At 73.2% G+C, this 18,207-nt stretch carries 18 protein-coding genes; 8 read left to right on the top strand and 10 right to left on the bottom strand.

Features of this window, described 5'->3' with window-relative positions:
- Positions 1-16: 16 nt before the first annotated feature.
- Complete coding sequence (locus ACFPL3_RS28915; protein ID WP_343943480.1) at positions 17-481, bottom strand: MSMEG_3727 family PQQ-associated protein; 465 nt, start codon at positions 479-481, stop codon at positions 17-19.
- Between the two features lie 517 nt (positions 482-998).
- On the opposite strand from ACFPL3_RS28915, the gene ACFPL3_RS28920 reads away from it, so the two are divergent.
- Both ACFPL3_RS28920 and ACFPL3_RS28925 read left to right on the top strand, forming a co-directional pair.
- On the top strand, positions 999-2,189 hold the full coding sequence (locus ACFPL3_RS28920) for a cysteine desulfurase family protein (protein WP_379589753.1): 1,191 nt from the start codon (positions 999-1,001) through the stop codon (positions 2,187-2,189).
- Between the two features lie 36 nt (positions 2,190-2,225).
- Complete coding sequence (locus tag ACFPL3_RS28925; protein WP_343943482.1) at positions 2,226-3,311, top strand: S-(hydroxymethyl)mycothiol dehydrogenase; 1,086 nt, start codon at positions 2,226-2,228, stop codon at positions 3,309-3,311.
- 429 nt (positions 3,312-3,740) lie between these two features.
- Here the strand turns inward: ACFPL3_RS28925 and ACFPL3_RS28930 are convergent, their stop codons facing one another.
- From ACFPL3_RS28930 to ACFPL3_RS28955, 6 genes are all read right to left on the bottom strand, one after another.
- Positions 3,741-4,622, bottom strand: a complete 882-nt coding sequence (locus ACFPL3_RS28930) for a phosphoribulokinase (RefSeq protein WP_343943483.1) — start codon at positions 4,620-4,622, stop codon at positions 3,741-3,743.
- Between the two features lie 14 nt (positions 4,623-4,636).
- On the bottom strand, positions 4,637-5,692 hold the full coding sequence (locus tag ACFPL3_RS28935) for a class 1 fructose-bisphosphatase (protein WP_343943484.1): 1,056 nt from the start codon (positions 5,690-5,692) through the stop codon (positions 4,637-4,639).
- Between the two features lie 85 nt (positions 5,693-5,777).
- The gene (locus tag ACFPL3_RS28940; protein ID WP_343943485.1) at positions 5,778-6,656 is read right to left on the bottom strand and encodes a LysR substrate-binding domain-containing protein; all 879 of its coding nucleotides are present in this window, start codon (positions 6,654-6,656) and stop codon (positions 5,778-5,780) included.
- Positions 6,657-6,669: 13 nt separating this feature from the next.
- Positions 6,670-7,650: a CbbX protein gene (cbbX, locus tag ACFPL3_RS28945; protein ID WP_343943486.1), complete on the bottom strand. Its 981-nt coding sequence runs from the start codon at positions 7,648-7,650 to the stop codon at positions 6,670-6,672.
- Positions 7,647-8,072 (bottom strand): ribulose bisphosphate carboxylase small subunit, encoded by a 426-nt coding sequence (locus ACFPL3_RS28950; protein ID WP_343943487.1) that lies wholly within the window; start codon positions 8,070-8,072, stop codon positions 7,647-7,649. Before ACFPL3_RS28950 ends, cbbX begins: the two co-directional genes overlap by 4 nt.
- Positions 8,073-8,083: 11 nt before the next feature.
- Positions 8,084-9,514, bottom strand: coding sequence for a form I ribulose bisphosphate carboxylase large subunit (locus ACFPL3_RS28955; protein ID WP_343943488.1), 1,431 nt, complete (start codon positions 9,512-9,514; stop codon positions 8,084-8,086).
- A gap of 176 nt (positions 9,515-9,690) precedes the next feature.
- On the opposite strand from ACFPL3_RS28955, the gene ACFPL3_RS28960 reads away from it, so the two are divergent.
- On the top strand, positions 9,691-10,689 hold the full coding sequence (locus tag ACFPL3_RS28960) for a class I fructose-bisphosphate aldolase (RefSeq protein WP_379589747.1): 999 nt from the start codon (positions 9,691-9,693) through the stop codon (positions 10,687-10,689).
- A gap of 9 nt (positions 10,690-10,698) precedes the next feature.
- Here the strand turns inward: ACFPL3_RS28960 and ACFPL3_RS28965 are convergent, their stop codons facing one another.
- Positions 10,699-11,529 (bottom strand): alpha/beta fold hydrolase, encoded by an 831-nt coding sequence (locus ACFPL3_RS28965; protein WP_343943490.1) that lies wholly within the window; start codon positions 11,527-11,529, stop codon positions 10,699-10,701.
- 73 nt (positions 11,530-11,602) lie between these two features.
- Between ACFPL3_RS28965 and ACFPL3_RS28970 the strand changes: the two genes are divergently transcribed.
- Positions 11,603-12,580, top strand: a complete 978-nt coding sequence (locus tag ACFPL3_RS28970) for a sigma-70 family RNA polymerase sigma factor (RefSeq protein ID WP_343943491.1) — start codon at positions 11,603-11,605, stop codon at positions 12,578-12,580.
- 15 nt (positions 12,581-12,595) lie between these two features.
- Here the strand turns inward: ACFPL3_RS28970 and ACFPL3_RS28975 are convergent, their stop codons facing one another.
- On the bottom strand, positions 12,596-13,828 hold the full coding sequence (locus ACFPL3_RS28975; RefSeq protein WP_343943492.1) for a GAF domain-containing sensor histidine kinase: 1,233 nt from the start codon (positions 13,826-13,828) through the stop codon (positions 12,596-12,598).
- Positions 13,825-14,493: a response regulator transcription factor gene (locus ACFPL3_RS28980; RefSeq protein ID WP_343943493.1), complete on the bottom strand. Its 669-nt coding sequence runs from the start codon at positions 14,491-14,493 to the stop codon at positions 13,825-13,827. Before ACFPL3_RS28980 ends, ACFPL3_RS28975 begins: the two co-directional genes overlap by 4 nt.
- A 113-nt stretch (positions 14,494-14,606) precedes the next feature.
- Here ACFPL3_RS28980 and rpe point away from each other — a divergent pair, with 113 nt between their 5' ends.
- The 4 genes from rpe to ACFPL3_RS29000 form a co-directional block, all read left to right on the top strand.
- Complete coding sequence (gene rpe, locus ACFPL3_RS28985) at positions 14,607-15,284, top strand: ribulose-phosphate 3-epimerase (RefSeq protein ID WP_343943494.1); 678 nt, start codon at positions 14,607-14,609, stop codon at positions 15,282-15,284.
- Positions 15,281-17,293: a transketolase gene (gene tkt, locus ACFPL3_RS28990; RefSeq protein ID WP_343943495.1), complete on the top strand. Its 2,013-nt coding sequence runs from the start codon at positions 15,281-15,283 to the stop codon at positions 17,291-17,293. Before rpe ends, tkt begins: the two co-directional genes overlap by 4 nt.
- 2 nt (positions 17,294-17,295) lie before the next feature.
- Positions 17,296-18,048: an HAD-IA family hydrolase gene (locus tag ACFPL3_RS28995; RefSeq protein WP_343943496.1), complete on the top strand. Its 753-nt coding sequence runs from the start codon at positions 17,296-17,298 to the stop codon at positions 18,046-18,048.
- On the top strand, positions 18,045-18,207 hold a 163-nt coding region (locus ACFPL3_RS29000; RefSeq protein ID WP_379589754.1), incomplete at its 3' end, for a glyceraldehyde 3-phosphate dehydrogenase NAD-binding domain-containing protein. The genes ACFPL3_RS28995 and ACFPL3_RS29000, both read left to right, overlap by 4 nt.

Below are 18,207 nucleotides of genomic sequence, written 5' to 3' on the forward strand. Positions count from 1 at the left end.
GCTGCTCCTCTCTGCTCTACGGACGGGGCTGGGCGGGACGGTCGAGCTTCGCCTCCGGCGGCACCTCGCCGCCGATGACGATCGCCCCGGTCAGGCCGCGGCCCTCGTCGTTGCCGGTGGCGGAGCCGTACCAGTAGATGCCCGGGCCCTGCAGGTTGAGCGTGGCCGTGCCCTTGGAGTGGTTCACCATCCAGATCACCAGGTTGTCCCCGATGTTGGGCAGCACCGAGCAGTGCGTGTTCTTGTCGTCGTTGATGAGGGTGAGCTCGAGCGTGCCGCCGTGGGGGAGGATGAGGATCCCGGGCTCCCAGCACATCTCGTCCTCGGGGATGCGGACCGTGGCCCGCATGACGCCGTCCGGTCCCTCCTCGGCGTGCCCGATGGTCCCGGTGCCGAGCAACCGGCCCAGGGTGAGTTTGTTCTGCCCGTCGAGGCCGGCCGCTGCCAACTCGGCCGATCTGTCATTCGAAATGGTCGTCATTGAGCACCCTTCTCCGTCGGCTCGGGAACACCGATACCAGCGATCTCGTGGAACGCGAGATCGCCTGCCTGGATACTGCTGCGTTGCAAGTTGGAGTGCTCGACCCGGGAGAATGGGATCGAGTTACGGCGGGACTGTCACACTACGCGGATGCGCGTTGTCCGGAAAAGGAATCTGTGACTGCGCCGGAGAGGTACTCCCACTGCAACCCCTTTGTCTCAGTGTGAATCCGTGAAATGTACCGTACACTTTGCTCGATTGGCTGGGCAAGCGTCGGTACCGGGGAGCGTGACCGCGCTCCGTTCGTTGGCGAAGTCCTACCGTTCGTAGGGGCTTCCGGCCCGCTGGCGGGCGATCGGTTGCGCCGGTTGCGCCGCCACCGGACTGTGGCACCGGCCGTTCGGCGTAAGGCGCTGTGGCGCCGCCCGTGAGTGACGTGGCCCGGGAACCGCGGCCGGTAACCGCCCGAGGAGGCGAAATGTCGGAGTACGGCGTGCTGCCGCGGGACGCGGCCGCGATGACGTACCTCGACCACGCCGCCACCACACCGATGCTGCCCGGGGCCGTGGTCGCGATGCGTGCGGCGATGACGTGCACCGGCGCGGCCTCGTCCAGGCATTCAGCGGGACGCGCGGCGTCCCGGGTGGTCGAGGAGTCCCGGTCGGCGATCGCGGCCGGGCTGGGCGCGCGGCCGTCCGAGGTGGTGTTCACCGGGGGCGGCACCGCGGGGGCCAACCAGGCGGTGAAGGGCATCTTCTGGGCCCGCCGCGCCGCTGACCCGCGGCGCACCCGGGTGCTGGTCTCCGCCACCGAGCACCACGCCGTGACGGAGGCCGCGGAGTGGCTCGCCCGCCACCAGGGCGCCGAGCTGGAGCGGGTGGCCGTCGACACGTGCGGGCGCGTGTACCCCGAGGTGCTGCGGGCCGCGCTGGCCGCGGCACCGCACCGCGTGGCGCTGGTCAGCGTGATGTGGGCGAACAACGAGGTGGGCACGGTCAACCCGATCCGGGAACTGGCCGCCGTCGCCCACGAGTTCGACGTCCCGCTGCACACCGACGCGGTGCAGGCGGCCGGCGTCCTGCCCGTCGACTTCGCCCGCTGCGGCGCCGACGCGCTCACCCTGACCGGCCACAAACTGGGCGGGCCGCACGGCCAGGGCGTGCTGCTGCTGAGCCGGGAGCTGGCCTGCGTCCCGTTGCTGCACGGCGGCGGCGAGAACGTCCCGGCGGTGGCCGCGCTGGCGGCGGCGATCCGGCACGCCGTGGCCGCGGCGCCGCGCCGGGCGCCCGAGCTGACGCGCCTGCGCGACGAGCTGGTCGGGCGGGTGCTGGCCGAGGTCCCGGATGCGGTGGTCAACGGCGACCGGGGCGGCGGGTGCGTCGACGGCGGGCCGTCGCGCCTGCCGGGCATCGCGCACCTGTCCTTTCCCGGCTGCGAGGGCGACAGCCTCGTCGTCCTGATGGACGCCCGCGGCATCGCGTGCTCGACCGGCTCGGCGTGCACGGCCGGGGTGCCCCGTCCGAGCCACGTGCTGCGGGCGATGGGCGCGTGCGACGCCGTGGCCCGCGGCTCGCTGCGGTTCTCCTTCGGGCACACCTCCACGGCGGCGGACGTCGCCGCCGTGGCGCGGGCCATCGGACCGGTGGTCCAGCGGGCCCGCAGCGCCGGACACGCCGCCGGCATCCGGCGCGCGGTGGCCGCGCGCTGACTCATACCCCAGAACGGACACGAAAGGGAGTGCAACGTGGCGCAGCAGGTACGCGGGGTCGTCGCCCGCGCGAAGGGCGAGGCGGTGTCGGTGGAGACGATCACCGTGCCGGATCCGGGGCCGGGCGAGGCGGTGGTCGCGGTCCAGGCGTGCGGGGTCTGCCACACCGACCTGCACTACCGGGAGGGCGGCATCAACGACGAGTTCCCCTTCCTGCTCGGCCACGAGGCCGCCGGCGTCGTCGAGTCCGTGGGGGAGGGGGTCACGGACGTCGCGCCCGGCGACTTCGTCGTCCTCAACTGGCGGGCCGTGTGCGGGGTGTGCCGGGCCTGCAGGCGCGGCAAGCCCTGGTACTGCTTCGCCACGCACAACGCCGCCCAGAAGATGACGCTCGATTCCGGCGAGGCCCTGAGCCCCGCCCTCGGGATCGGGGCGTTCGCGGAGAAGACGCTGGTGCACTCCGGGCAGTGCACGAAGGTGAACCCGGCGGCGAAGCCCGAGGTGGCCGGGCTCCTCGGCTGCGGGGTGATGGCCGGGCTCGGCGCCGCGATCAACACCGGCGGCGTCGGGCGCGGTGACTCGATCGCCGTCATCGGGTGCGGCGGCGTCGGCGCCGCGGCCATCGCGGGCGCGAACCTGGCCGGCGCCACCACGATCATCGCCGTCGACATCGACGACAAGAAGCTGCAGTGGGCCAAGGAGTTCGGTGCCACCCACACCGTCAACTCCCGGGAGAACGACGCCGTCGAGGCGATCCAGCAGCTCACCGACGGCAACGGCGCCGACGTGGTGGTCGACGCCGTCGGCAGGCCGGAGACCTTCCGGCAGGCGTTCTACGCCCGCGACCTCGCCGGCACCGCGGTGCTCGTCGGCGTGCCCACCCCGGAGATGACCATCGAGCTGCCGCTCATCGACGTGTTCGGGCGCGGCGGTGCCACCAAGTCGTCCTGGTACGGCGACTGCCTGCCCAGCCGCGACTTCCCGATGCTGGTCGACCTGCACCTGCAGGGAAGGCTCCCGCTGGAGAGGTTCGTGAGCGAGACCATCAGCCTGGACAAGGTCGAGGAGGCCTTCCACCGCATGGAACGCGGCGAGGTCCTGCGCTCGGTGGTGGTGCTCTGAGCACCCCCTGAACCGCGAGCCGCACACCGGTGTTGGGGCGACAGCGCTGGTGTGCGGCTCGCGCCTGTGGTCCTGCTGGCGGTGGGGCCGGCGCCTGGTTGACGGGGGTGGCCGATTCTCGACCGCGGCTCGCGTCGGGCTGTCGGAGATGCGCCACGTCTGGTCTCCCCGTGTCCTGCGGGGTGTGACCACCGGTGCTCGGGTAGGCGGTCGCGCCATGCTGGAGCTTGATCATTGGATTGGCGCGTCTCCCGACGCCAGGTGTCGGGTTTGCTCCCGGTCGGCGATCACGGGTCGGACACCCGTCCCGGACGGAAGTTGATCATCCACCGTCCCGAGCCGCGTTGTGCGGTGCCGCAGGAACGTCCGCAACAGCCATTGCGCGATTCCGAGAACCGCGCGGAATGGCGGATGCAGGTGGTTCTTCCGTCAGGCCGCCAGTTCGGCGCGGCGGCGTTCCATCAGCCTCAGGATCATGGGGGTGAAGATCAGCTGCATGGCGAGGTCCATCTTTCCGCCGGGGCAGACGATGGTGTTCGCGCGGGACATGAATGAGCCGTGCAGCATCGTCAGGAGGTAGGGGAAGTCGATGCCGTGGGGATCGCGGAACCGGATGATCAGCATCGACTCGTCGGCCGTTGGGATCGTGCGGGCGATGAACGGATTGGATGTGTCGACGACGGGCACTCGTTGGAAGTTGACGTCGGTGTGGGAGAACTGCGGGCACACGTAGTTCACGTAGTCGGGCATGCGGCGCAGGATCGTCTCGGTGACGGCTTCGGCCGTGTAGCCGCGGGTCTCCTTGTCGCGGTGCAGCTTCTGGATCCACTCCAGGTTGATCACCGGGACGACGCCGATGCGGAGGTCGGCGTGCTGGGCGACGTCCACCGTGTCGGTGACGACGGCGCCGTGGAGGCCTTCGTAGAACAGCAGGTCGGTGTCGTCGGGCAGGCTCTCCCACGGGGTGAAGGTGCCGGGCTCCTGGCCGTACGGGGCGGCCTCCTCCTCGTCGTGGAGGTACCGGCGCACCTTGCCGGTGCCGGTCTCGCCGTAGGTGCGGAAGAGGTCCTCGAGCTGGTCGAAGAGGTTGGCCTCGGGGCCGAAGTGGCTGAACGAGTAGTCGCCGCGGGCGTGCGCGTCGGCCATCGCCGCCTTCATCGCGGCGCGGTCGTGGCGGTGGAAGCTGTCGCCCTCGACGAACGCGGCGCTCACGCCCTCGCGCCGGAAGATCTGCTGGAAGGTGCGCATCACCGAGGTCGTTCCGGCGCCGGACGACCCGGTGACCGAGATGATGGGGTACTTGCGTGACACGGTTCTGCCTCCTCTCAGCCGACCGCGACGCGGAACAGGCCGCGGGTGCCGTACAGCGGTGAGTCGTGCGGGCCGTCGTTGAACTGGCGGTGGTACCGGTCGATCAGCGCGACCTCCTCCGCTGCCCCGAAGATCAACGGGACGCGTTGGTGCAGGTCGGAGGGCACGACGTCGAGCACGCGGTCGCGGCCGGTGCTCGCGGCGCCGCCCGCCTGTTCGACGAGGAACGCGACGGGGTCGGCCTCGTAGAGCAGGCGCAGGCGGCCCGGCTTGGCCGGTTCCTTGGTGTCACGGGGGTACAGGAACACGCCGCCGCGGGTGAGGATGCGGTGCGCCTCGGCCACGAGCGAGGCCACCCAGCGCATGTTGAAGTCCTTGTGCCGCGGCCCGGCGAGGCCGGCGAGGCACTCGTCGACGTACCGGCGCACGGCGGGCTCCCAGAACCGCCGGTTCGACACGTTGACGGCGAACTCGCGCGCGTGCCGGGGGATCCGGACGGACTCGCGGGTGAGGAGGAACTCGCCGCTGCCCGGGTCGAGCGTGAACGCGTGCACGCCGCGGCCCACCGTCAGCACGAGCACCGTCGCCGGGCCGTAGAGCGCGTACCCGGCGCAGACCTGCGCCGTGCCCGGCCGCAGGAAGTCCCGGGGCGCCACGGCCGCCTCGGGCGCGCGCAGGACCGAGAAGATGCTGCCGACGGCCACGTTGACGTCGATGTTGGACGACCCGTCGAGCGGGTCGAAGACCAGCAGGAACCCACCGCGGGTGCGGCACACGGGCTCGGCGAGCTCCTCCGAGGCCATCCCGGCGACGTGGCCGCTGCGTTCGCCCGCGGACAGGAAGTGGTCGTTCGCGATGACGTCGAGTGCGTGCTGCACCTCGCCCTGGATGTTGACCTCGCCCGCCCCGGTCGCGGGGTCCCGGAGGGCCCCGAGCGCGACGCGAGCGGCGATCTCCCTGCACGCCTGTGCCACTTCGAGGATCAGAGGGCTCGGGTCCTCCCCGTCGGCCGGGTGGCGGCGCCGGTCCTCGGCGAGGAACCGGGTGAGCGTCGTGCGATCGGCGAGCATGGCGTCCTCCCACGGGTCCGTGGCGTCCCACACTGCCTGCGGGTGAGGCCGCGGCCATCCCCCTCGTCGGGGGGCGGGTGGGGGATCAGGGTTCGTGCCAGCCCAGTTCCGGCACGGCGAGCACGTGCTCGACCAGCAGCCGGGTGGACGGCGTCGGTTCCGGCTGGCTGACGAGGTGCCATGGCCGGTCGAGCGGCAGGCCGGGCACGGGTAGCTCGACGAGCGCCCCGGAGTCGAGGGGCCTGCGGACGGCCTCGCGCGACACGAGGGTGACCCCGAGCCCGGCCTCGGTGGCCGCGATGACGGCGCCGTTGGAGCCGAGCGTCATGCGCGGCGGGGCGATGTCCAGGCGCTCGAGCAGCGACTCGCAGGTGGCCCGCATCCCCGAGGCGGGCTCGCGCATCAGCCAGGTGGCCCGCGCGGGATCGAACCCGGTGAGCAGTTCCGGTGGCCCGACGACGACCAGCGCGTTCGGGCTGACCGCGCGCACCCGGGCGGAGACCAGGTCGTCCGGGGGGCGGCCGGCCACCACGAGGTCGGCCTCGTGACGCGCCAGCATCGGCCAGACCCGGCCGCGGGGCGCGACCTCCAGCCGCAGCATCACGCCGGGGTGCTTCGCGCGGAACGAGGCGAGCAGCCCCGGGATGAGGAACTCGCCCGCGGTGGTGACGGCCGCGAGCCGCACCTCGCCGTGCTCGGCGTCGGCCTCCGCGCGGGCGGCGAGCACGGCCTCGGCGTGCAGGCCCAGGATCCGGCGGGCGTACTCGGCGTAGCGCTCCCCGGCCGGGGTGAGGCGCACGCCGCGCCCGTGCCGGGTGACCAGCGGGGTGCCCACCTCCGCGCTGAGTGCGCTGACGGCCGAGGACACCGACGACTCGGTGACCACCAGGCGTTCGGCCGCGCCGCGGACCGAGCCGGTGTCGGCCAGCTCGACCAGCGCGCGCAGCCGGGAGTTGGTGGTCACCGCCGTCCTCCCGTCAGGCCGAGCGCACCGTGGCCCCCGGCTCGGCGTCCTCGCGGAACACGCGGCTCGCGAGCAGGTCCGGCGCCTCGATCGTGGTCAGGGCCGCCAGGTCGACCCGCGGGTCGTCCTGCTCGACGAGCCTACGTGCCTGCCGCAACCGGGCCCGTTCCACGGCGTTGCGGACGCTGCGCGCGTTGGCGAACCAGGGCTGCCCGACGCGCCGGTCGAGGTAGCGGCGCAGCGCCTCGCGTGCCTCGTCGGACAGCCGGTAGTGCAGGCCGTCGGTCATGAGGACCGCGATCTCTTCGAGCTCGTCGACCGTGTAGTCCGGGAACGTGATGTGGTGGGCGATCCGGCTCTGCATGCCCGGGTTCGCCGCGAAGAACGTGTCCATCTTGTCGGCGTAGCCGGCCAGGACGACCACGAGGTCGTCGCGGTGGGCCTCCATCACCTGCAGCAGGATCTCGATCGACTCGGAGCCGTAGTCCCGGTCGTTCTCGGCCTTGTAAAGGTAGTAGGCCTCGTCGATGAACAGCACGCCGCCCATCGCCCGCTTGATCACGTCCTTGGTCTTCGGGGCGGTGTGCCCGACGTACTCGCCGACCAGGTCGTCGCGGGTGACGCTCACCAGGTGGCCGCGGCGCAGGTAGCCGAGCCGGTGCAGCAGGTCGGCCATCCGCAGCGCCACCGTGGTCTTGCCGGTGCCGGGGTTGCCGGTGAAGCACATGTGCAGCGTCGGGCGGGGCGCCGCGATGCCGTACCGCTCCCGCATCCGGTCCACGAGCAGCAGCGCCGCGATCTCGGCGATCCGGGTCTTCACCGGCGCCAGGCCCACCAGCTCGGTGTCGAGCCGTTCCAGCACCTCGTCGATGCCGGCCTCCCGCCGCGCCGCGGCCAGGTCGACCACGGCGTCGGCGGGCAGCTGCTCGGTCGCTTCCTCGTCGGTATCGGGTTCCGGCTGGTCGGGCCGGAACCCGAACGGCGCGCCGCTCACGGCGCCGGGTACCGGTCCCCGGCGGGACGCTCGGTCGCGTACGCGTGCGTGGTGTACGCGATCCGCCGGTCGGAGAGCTCCTGGCGGTCGAGCCGGAAGCCCGGCTCCTCGGCGGGCCGCTGCACGATGAACGACAGCGCGGTGGTCTGGCGCCCGAGGCTCGCGTCGTAGGCGGTGAGCCTGATGTAGGTGTTCGGCTTGGCGCTGCGGCAGGCGTTGACCTCCATCAGCACGCCGGCCGCGTCGCGCAGGTCGAACATCGGAAGGCCCCACATCTCCCAGTAGGTGTTGCGGGGGTGCGGGTCGTCGGTGAACTCCACCGCCAGCGGCCAGTCGTTGGCGAGGCAGTACTCGACCTGCTTGGTGATCTCCTCGTCGGTGAGGTCGGGCAGGTAGGAGAAGGTGCCCTGGGTGATGCGCACGACTGCCTCCCTCAGACGCTCGTCGGCGTGGCGACGACGTCGGGCGTGTCGGTGGACTCGTAGTTGAAGGTGATGTCGCCCCACGTGGCCAGGGCCATGTCGAGCGGGCGGTTGCGGGAGGCGGCCCGCTTGAGGATCTCCGGGCCCTCGGCGTAGTAGTCGAGGCCCTCGTTGCGGGCCTTGATCATCGCCTCGAGGGCCACCCGGTTGGCCTCGGCGCCCGCCGCGATGCCCATCGGGTGCCCGATCGTGCCGCCGCCGAACTGCAGGACCACGTCCTCGCCGAGGTGGTGGAGCAGCTGGTGCATCTGCCCGGCGTGGATGCCGCCGGACGCCACGGGCATCACCGCGGGCATCGACGCCCAGTCCTGGTCGAAGTACAGGCCCTTGACCGGGTCGGCCTGCACGTTGTTGAGCCGCAGCGTGTCGTAGAAGCCCGCGGTGGTGTTGGGGTCGCCCTCCAGCTTCCCGACGACGGTGCCCGCGTGGATGTGGTCGACGCCGGCCAGCCGCATCCACTTGGCGATCACCCGGAAGCTCACGCCGTGGGTCTTCTGCCGCGTGTAGGTGCCGTGCCCCGCGCGGTGCAGGTGCAGGATCACGCCGTTCGCGCGCGCCCAGTTGGCCATCGACTGGATGGCGGTGTACCCGACCGTGAGGTCGATCATCACGATCACCGAGCCGAGCTCCTTGGCGAAATCCGCCCGCTCGTACATATGCTCCATCGTCCCGGCGGTGACGTTGAGGTAGTGGCCCTTGATCTCGCCGGTGGCCGCCTGGGCGCGGTTGACCGCCTCCATGCAGAACAGGAACCGGTCGCGCCAGCGCATGAACGGCTGCGAGTTGATGTTCTCGTCGTCCTTGGTGAAGTCCAGGCCGCCGCGCAGCGCCTCGTAGACGACGCGGCCGTAGTTGCGGGCCGAGAGCCCCAGCTTCGGCTTGGTGGTGGCGCCGAGCAGCGGGCGGCCGTACTTGTTCAGGTGCTCGCGCTCCATGACGATCCCGTGCGCCGGGCCCTGGAACGTCTTCACGTACTGGGTGGGGATCCGCATGTCCTCCAGCCGCAGCGCCTTGAGCGGCTTGAACCCGAACACGTTGCCGATGATCGAGCTCGTCAGGTTCGCGATCGAGCCCTCCTCGAACAGGTCGAGGTCGTAGGCGATCCAGGCGATGTACTGGCCCGGCGAGCTCGGCACGGCCTCGACCTTGTAGCACTTCGCCTGGTAGTGGTCGTAGGTGGTGAGGCGGTCGGTCCACACCACGGTCCAGGTCGCGGTGCTCGACTCGCCCGCCACCGCGGCGCCCGCCTCCTCCGGCGGCACGCCGTCCTGCGGCGTGATCCGGAAGGCGCACAGCACGTCGGAGTCCTTCGGGACGTAGTCGGGCTGCCAGTAGCCCATCTCGGCGTAGGGGATGACGCCCGCGTTCCATCGCTCTGCCATGCATCGATGCTCGGATCCGGATACCTGGATGTCCATCGAGACTTCCCCGCGAACACTTGAGCGATCACCTAAGAGTCATGGAGATCCCCCGGGCGGCTCCCCAGGTTGGGTGAGGTCCGGCCCCGGCACCCGTCCGTACGTTCGCCGCGATGTTCGCCGACGAGAGGAGCTCCGCCATGGGTTCGTGCAGGCAGATCGCGGCGCAGCTGGTGGCGCCCGGGAAGGGCGTGCTCGCCGCGGACGAGAGCATCGCCACGATGTCGGGCCGGCTGGAGAAGGCCGGGGTCGAGGCCACCGCCGAGAACCGGCGCCGGTACCGGCAGCTGCTCGCCTCGACGCCCGGGCTGGCCGACGGCGCCTCCGGGATCATCTTCTGCGACGAGACCCTGGGGCAGGACTTCAGCGACGGCACCCCGTTCGCCCAGGCCGTGCGCGCGGCGGGCGTGCTGCCCGGGATCAAGGTCGACACCGGGGCGAAGCCGTGCCCGGGGCTGCCCGGGGAGACGGTCACCGAGGGTCTCGACGGGCTGCCCGCCCGGCTGGAGCACTACGCCGGGATCGGAGCGGCGTTCGCCAAGTGGCGCGCCGTGTACGTCATCGGCGACGGGCTGCCCAGCGCAGGCGCGATCCGCAGCAACGCCAACGCGCTGGCCCGGTACGCGGCGGCCTGCCAGGCGGCCGGGCTCGTGCCGGTCGTCGAGCCCGAGGTCCTGATGGACGGTGCGCACCCGATCGAGCGCTGCGCCGAGGTCACGGCCGTGGTGCAGGCGGCGGTCCGCGAGGAGCTGGAGCTGCTCGGCGTCGACCTCGCCGGGATCGTGCTGAAGCCCAACATGGTGGTCGAGGGCAAGGACCACCCCGAGCCCTCCTCGCCGGAGCGGGTCGCCGAGTCCACCGTCGAGGTGCTGCGCGCCTGGCCCGCCGGGCTGGCCGGCGTCGCGTTCCTCTCCGGCGGGCAGCCGCCCGAGCGCGCCACCGCCAACCTCGAGGCGATGCAGCACCACCCCACGCCCTGGCCGCTCACGTTCTCGTTCGGCCGCGCGCTGGTGGACCCGGCGCTGGCGGCGTGGCACGGCGAGCCCGCGCTGGTCGAGGCCGGGCAGGCCGCGCTCGCCGAACGCGTGGCCGCCAACGCCGCGGCGGTGCGCCGGCGGGCGCAGCTGCAGCCCGCCTGAGCGGGCCGGTCAGCCGCCGGCCAGGACCGAGCGCAACCGGACGGCGAACGCCCCGGGGTCGCCGACGAACCCGATGTGGTCGCCGGGGAACAGCGTGGGCTCGATGTCCAGCGCGGACGCGAGCGCGGTCGACGTGCGGTCGCAGATCTGCCCGGTCGACTCCTCGCCGATGCCGACGACGATGCGCGTCCGGCCGCCGCGCAGGAGGGCGACGTCGGGCTCCCAGCGCACCGTCGGGCGCAGCTCGTGCGCGAACCAGTGGCGCTCGTCCGCGACGTCCTGCGGGTCGCGCTCGCCGCCGAACATCTGCTCGAGCGCGCCGTCGGGCATGACGATGTTCGCGTGGGCGAAGAACTTCACCCACGCGCCCACCACGTCACCCGCGAGGTAGGTGGCGATCATCTCCTCGGTCGCGGCGCGCGACTGCTCGCGGTCGGCGAGCAGTTCGGTGAGCGGCGGCTCGTGGGCGACCACGGTGTGCACCTGATCGGGGTGGGCCTGCGCCAGCGCCAGTGCGCTCACCGCGCCGCCGCTGGAGCCCAGCACGGCGGCGGCCGGGCCCACGCCGAGGTGGGCGATGAGCCGGGAGAGGTCGTCGGCGCGCATCTCCGGCGTCGAGTCCTGCCCGGGATCGGTCATCGGGCTGCGGCCGGTCCCGCGCGGGTCGGTGGTGAGCACGGTGTGGTCGGTGGCGAGCAGGTCCGCGAGCGGCGCGAACGCCGCGGCCCCCATCGGGGCCCCGACCAGCACGACCAGCGGCCCCGCGCCGCGCACCTCGTAGTGCAGGCGGGCGTTCGGCACCTCGAGGGAACCCACCGCGGGCTGCGTCGTCGTGGTCATCTCGTTCCTCCTGGAGCGATCGGCGGATCCGGTCGCGCAACCTGACTCCGGGGCCCGGGCAGAATCATCGCCCGTGAGCGAAGAACTTCTGGAGCGTGCCCGCGCGGGCGACGACGGCGCGTTCGCGGGCCTGGTGGAGCCGCTGCGCCAGGAGCTGCACGCCCACTGCTACCGCATGCTCGGCTCCGTCCACGACGCCGACGACGCCCTGCAGGACGCGCTCGTACGAGCCTGGCGGGGCATCGAGAAGTTCGAGGCCAGGAGCTCGCTGCGCAAGTGGCTCTACACCGTCGCCACCAACACCTGCCTCGACACGATCGCGCGGCGCGGCAGGCGCGAGCTGCCGATGGACCTCGGCCCGTCGAGCGAGCACGCGGTCGTCGGCGACACGCCGCGCGCCGACATCGCGTGGCTCGGCCCCTACCCGGACGCCGGGCTCGTGGCCGAACAGCGGGAGGCCGTGGAGCTGGCCTTCGTCGCCGCGCTGCAGCACCTGCCCGGCAACCAGCGGGCGGCGCTGCTGCTCTTCGAGGTCCTCGGCTTCTCCGCCGCCGAGATCGCCGCCATGATGGAGACCTCGACCGCGTCGGTGAACAGCGCGCTCCAGCGCGCCCGCAAGCTCGTCTCCGAGCGCGTCCCGTCCCGCACCCAGCAGCAGACGCTCCGCGACCTCGACGACGCCCGCCTGCGCGAGATCGTCGCCGGCTTCACCGGCGCGCTCGAACGCGGTGACGCCGACGCGCTCGTCGCGCTGCTCTCCGACGACGTCACCTGGTCGATGCCGCCCCTGCCGACCTGGTACCGGGGGGTCGCCGCCGTCATGGACTTCACCACCGCCGTACCGATGACGTGCGGCTCGTGGCGGCACCTGCCCGCCGGGGCCAACGGGCAGCCGGCGATCGCGTGCTACCTGTGGGACGACCGGGCCGGGGCGCACGTCGCCTGGTCGATCGACGTCCTCACGCTCCGCGAGGAGCGGATCGCGGAGGTCACCTCGTTCGTCGGGCGCGAGCACTTCGCGCCGCTCGGCCTACCGGCGTCGGTGACCTGACCCACCAGACGCGCCCTAGCGGTACGGCACCGTGACGGTCACGGTCGTGCCGGCCCCCGGCTGGGACCGGACGTCCAGGTGCCCGCCGACCAGCTCGGCCCGCTCCACCATGGACTGCAGGCCGTAGCCGCGGACGTCGTCGCGGCCGGGCCCGCCGGTGGCCGCCGTGTCGAACCCGGTCCCGTCGTCGGCCACCTCCAGCCGGGCGCTGCCGTCCACCACGTCGAAGCGCAGCGTGGCCGACGAGGCGCGGGAGTGCTTCACGACGTTCTGCAGGCACTCCTGCGCGATCCGGTAGAGCGCGATCTCGACGTGCTCGGGCAACCGGTGGTCGGCGAGCTCGACCTCCGTCTCGATCTGGGGCGTCGAGCGGGCGAGGCTCGCGAGGCCACCGGCGAGCCCCAGGTCGTCCAGCACCGGCGGGCGCAGGCCGCCGATGGCCGAGCGGGCCTCGTCGAGGGCGAGCCCGAGCAGCTCACGGGCCTGGGTGAGCTGCGCGGTGACCTCGGTGGGGTCGCCCCCGCCCGCGGCGTGCGAGGCGGCGTCGAGGTGGTAGGAGAGGCTGATCAGGCGCTGCGAGATCCCGTCGTGGATGTCGCCCGCCATCCGCCGGTGCTCGGCCTCCTGGGTGGCGATCACCTGCTCGACGAACCGCTCGTGCATGCGTTCGCGGGCCGCGAGCCGCCGGTGCAGGCGGGCCTGGTTGAGCGCACCCGCCACCAGCCGCCCGATGACACGCAGCAGCTCGACGTCGCGCTGCAGGAACTCGCGCCGCTCCACCGTGTGCACGTTGAGCACGCCGACCAGGCCGCCGGGGTCGACCTCCATCGGGATCGAGGCCATCGAGACGAAGTCGGCCCCGCGCAGCTCCGCGATCGGCACGTAGCGCGGGTCCGACCCCTTCCCCTCCGGGAGCACCACCGGCGTGCGGTGCTTCGCCACCCAGCCGGAGACCCCCACCCCGAGCGGCAGGCGCACCCGCCCCACCTGCTGGTCGAACGGCGGCGTGGCCCCGGCGAGGGTGAGCGACCCCTCCGTGTCGTCCAGGACGTGCACGAAGCAGACGTCGGTGGCCGTCGCATCGGTGATCAGTCGCGCGACCTCGGCGGCGAGCGGCTCCACCTCCGGCCCGCTCGCCGTGAGCTGGATGACGTCGAGCAGCAGCGCGACCTCGCCGTCGCGGTCGACCAGCCCGCGCACGAGGGCCGGCCCGTTGCGGTGCTGGGACATCGGGAGGCGGGGCGTCATTGGAAGATCCCTTCCCGCAGCGCGGTGGCGACGGCGGCCGTCCGGTCCGCCACGTCGAGCTTGCGGTAGATGGAGCTCACGTGGCTCTTCACGGTCTCGTCGCCGATCACCAGCTTCGCGGCGATCGCCCGGTTGGACAGGCCCGCCACCATGAACGAGAGGATCTCGCTCTCGCGCTGCGTGAGGCCGTGCCGGGCGCCGGGCCAGTACTCGTCGCGTTGCAGCCGCGCCGCCGTGTCGACGGCCCGCGCGGCCATCCCGGGGTCGATCACGGTCTCGCCGGCGTGCGCGCGCTCGAGCTGCGCCACGAGCTCCTCGCCGCCGATCCGCTTCAGCAGGTAGCCGGACGCACCCGCCCGCATCGCCTGGAACAGGTACTGCTCGTCCTCGTACACCGACAGCAGCACGACCTTGCGCTCCGGCGTGCGCTCGCGCACCGCGCGGCACAGGTCCAGCCCGCTCGAGCCCTGCATCCGCACGTCGCACAGCACGATGTCGGGCGCGAGGCCGTCGATCACCGACATCGCGGTCTCCGCGCCGACGGCCTCGCCGACCACCCGCACCCGGCTCCGGAATGCCGAGAGCATCGCCTTGAGCCCCTCGATCACCATCTCGTGGTCGTCCACGAGCACGACCCGGACGGGCCCTCGTTCCGGCGTCACCATGGGAGAAGCGTAGGTCGCGTCGCGGCCCGGCCTCCCCCGTCGATCCCCCGCGGCGGGGGACGAGGATCCCGTCCCGCCTACCTAGCGTCACCGGGGACGAAGGAGGTGGCGTGATGGCGGAGACGGTCTCGCCCGTGGTGGTCGCATCGGTCCTGCCCGCGGATTTCGCCGAGCTGGGCAGCCAGGTCCAGGAGATCGAGAAGGCCGGCGTGGACCGGATCCAGTGGGACGTGATGGACGGCGACTTCGTCCCGAACATCACCTTCGGGCCGGACGTGATCGCGGCGTGCCGGGGCCGGGTGGACATCGGGTTCGAGGCGCACCTCATGGTCTCCGAACCCGATCGGATGCTCACCCGATGGGTGGAGGCCGGGTGCGAGATCGTGATCGTCCACGCCGAGGCGACCCCGCACCTGCACCGCACGCTGGGCCGGATCCGGGAGCTCGGCGCACGGGCCGGCGTCGCACTCAACCCCGCCACGCCGCTCGCCGCTGTCGAGCACGTGCTCGACCTGGTGGACCTGCTGCTGGTGATGACCGTGAACCCGGGATTCGGCGGCCAGGCCTACCTGGCCGGGATGGAGCGCAAGATCGCCGCGGCCCGGGGCGAGATCGACCGCCGTGGTCTGGACATCGAACTGGAGGTCGACGGCGGGATCGGCACCACCACGATCGGCGGGGCCGCGCGGGCCGGAGCGCGGGTGTTCTGCGCGGGATCCGCCCTGTTCGCCCGCACGATGGCCGACAGCGCCCGCGCGCTGCGCACGGCCGCCGAGGAGGCGATCGCATGACGGGCGTGACCGAGCGGGCCGCACCGGGCGCGCAGGCCGACACCGTCGACGAGCTGGCCGTCGACACGCTGCGCTTCCTCGCCGCCGACGCCGTGCAGGCCGCGAACTCCGGCCACCCGGGGCTGCCGCTCGGGGCGGCCCCCGCCGCGTGGGTGCTGTGGTCGCGCCACCTGCGCCACGACCCGGCAGACCCGGACTGGCCCGACCGCGACCGGTTCGTCCTGTCGGCGGGCCACGGGTCCGCCCTGCTGTACGCGTTGCTGCACGTCACCGGCTACGACCTGCCGGTCGAGGAGCTGCGGCGGTTCCGCAGCCTCGGCTCCCGCACACCCGGGCACCCCGAACACGGCGTCACGCCGGGCGTCGAGACCACCACCGGGCCGCTCGGGCAGGGGCTGGCAAACGCGGTGGGGATGGCGCTCGCCGAGCGGATGCTCGCCGCCCGCTGCAACACCGGCGGGCACCGGGTCGTCGACCACCGGACGTGGGCGCTGGTCGGCGACGGTTGCCTCATGGAGGGGATCAGCCACGAGGCGGCGTCCCTGGCGGGCCGGCTCGGCCTGGGCAAGCTCACGGTCGTCTTCGACGACAACGACGTCACGATCGACGGCCCGGCGAGCCGCAGCTGCGCCGACGACGTCGAGGCTCGGTTCCGGGCGTACGGCTGGCGCACGCTGTGCGTGGAGGACGGCACCGACCTCGACGCGCTCGACCAGGCCTACGCCGAGGCGGCCGCCGACGACGAGCGGCCCACGTTCATCGCCGTCCGCACCACGATCGGCCACGGCGCCCCCGAGGTGGCGGGCACGCCGAAGGCCCACGGCAGCCCGCTGGGGGAGGAGGCGCTCGCGGCCATGCGGCGCCGGTTCTCCTGGCCGTCCGAGCCGTTCCACGTGCCCGCCGACGTGCGCGCCGCGGTGGCCGGGCGGCGTCAGCGCTGGGCCGCCGAGCGGGCGGAATGGGAACGGGCACACGCCCGCTGGCGCGTCGAGCACCCCCGTCTGGCCGCGGAGTTCCCCCTGGACCGGATCCCGGCGCCCCCGCACCTCGCCCCGCCCGCCGACCGCCCCGGGGCGGGCGGGGCGATCGCCACCCGGAAGGCGTCGGCCGCCGCGCTCACAGCACTGGCGGACACCTACCCGGCGCTGGTGGGCGGGTCGGCCGACCTCGCCTCGTCGACCGGCACCGCGATCCCCGGCGGGGACGTCGCCGCGGGGGAGTACGCCGGGCGCACGATCCACTTCGGGATCCGCGAGCACGCCATGGCGGCGGCTCTCAACGGCATCGCGCTCCATGGCGGGCTGCGGCCGTTCGGCAGCACGTTCCTCGTCTTCTCCGACTACCTGCGCCCCGCCCTGCGCCTGGCCGCCCTCATGCGGCTCCCGGTCGTCCACGTCTTCACCCACGACTCGGTGCACGTCGGCGAGGACGGGCCGACCCACCAGCCCGTCGAGCACGTCGAGTCGCTGCGCCTGATCCCGGGGCTCACCGTGCTGCGCCCGGCCGACGCCGCCGAGACGCAGCTGGCCTGGGACCTCGCGGCCGCGAACCTCGGCGGCCCCACCGCGCTCGTGCTGAGCAGGCAGAACCTGCCGGTGCTGGGGGACGAGGGCCTGGACGACGCCCGCCGGCACGGGGCCCGCACGGTGGCCGACCCGCCCGGAGCTCCCGACGTCGTGCTGGCCGCCAGCGGGTCGGAGGTGGCGCTCGCCCGGGAGGCGGCGGCGGTGCTCGCGGACCGCGGCATCGCGGCGCGGGTGGTGTCGGTGATGTGGCGCGAACGGTTCGAGGAGGCCCTCGAGGCAGGGACGTTCCGGCTCCCGGACGCGCCCGTCGTGTGGGTCGAGGCCGGTGTGCGCACCGGGTGGCGGGCGGTCGCGGGCCCGCGCGACGCCGTGGTCGGGATCGACCGGTTCGGGGAGAGCGGCAAGGGCCCCGACGTCGCCACGCACCTCGGGTTGTCGGCCGAGGCCGTCGCCCGGACCGCCGTCCGGGTGCTGGGGGCGTAGGCGTGGCGCCGCACCTGCGCGCGGTGATCTTCGACGTCGACGGCACCCTCGCCGACACCGAACGCGACGGCCACCGCCCCGCGTTCAACGCCGCGTTCGCCGAGCACGGGCTGGACGTGGAGTGGGGCGCCGCCGAGTACGGCCGGCTGCTCACGATCACCGGCGGCGCCCGGCGGATCGCCGCGGACCTGCGCGAGCGCGGCGTCGCCGGCGACGAGGCCGACGAGCTCGCCGCGCGCGTGCACCGCACGAAGACCGCCCTGTTCACCTCGCTCGTGACGAGCGGCGCGATCGTCGCCCGCCCCGGCCTGCCCGAGCTGGTGGCCGACCTCGCGGCCGGCGGCGTCCGGCTCGCGGTGGCCACCACCGGCCGCCGGACGTGGGTCGAACCGCTCGTCGACCGGCTGCTGGCACCCCACCCGGTCGAGGTGATCGTCACCGGTGACGACGTGGCCGACCTCAAGCCCGACCCCGAGGTGTACCTGCGCGCACTCGCCGCGCTCGGGCTGGAGGCCCGCGACGCGCTGGCCGTGGAGGACTCGGCGGTCGGGCTGCGCGCGGCGACCGCGGCCGGCCTCGCCACCGTCGTGGTGACGAACGGCTACACCGCCGACCAGGACTTCACCGGCGCGGCCGCCGTGCTGCCCGGGTTCGACGGGCCGGAGCCGCTGCGCGCGCAGCGCTGCCGCGCCCTGCACCGGCGGTGGTGGACCGCCGGGACCGCGACGAGTGGCGAACGGGGAGGCACGGCGTGACGGTGCGCATCGGCGTGAACGGGTTCGGGCGGATCGGCCGCAACTTCTGGCGGGCGGTGGACGCGCAGCGGGCGGCGGGCTCCACCGACATCGAGATCGTGGCGGTGAACGACATCACCGACAACGCCACGCTGGCCGGGCTGCTCAAGTACGACTCGA

The sequence above is a fragment of the Pseudonocardia zijingensis genome (assembly GCF_042657305.1).
GTDB classification, from domain to species: domain Bacteria; phylum Actinomycetota; class Actinomycetes; order Mycobacteriales; family Pseudonocardiaceae; genus Pseudonocardia; species Pseudonocardia zijingensis.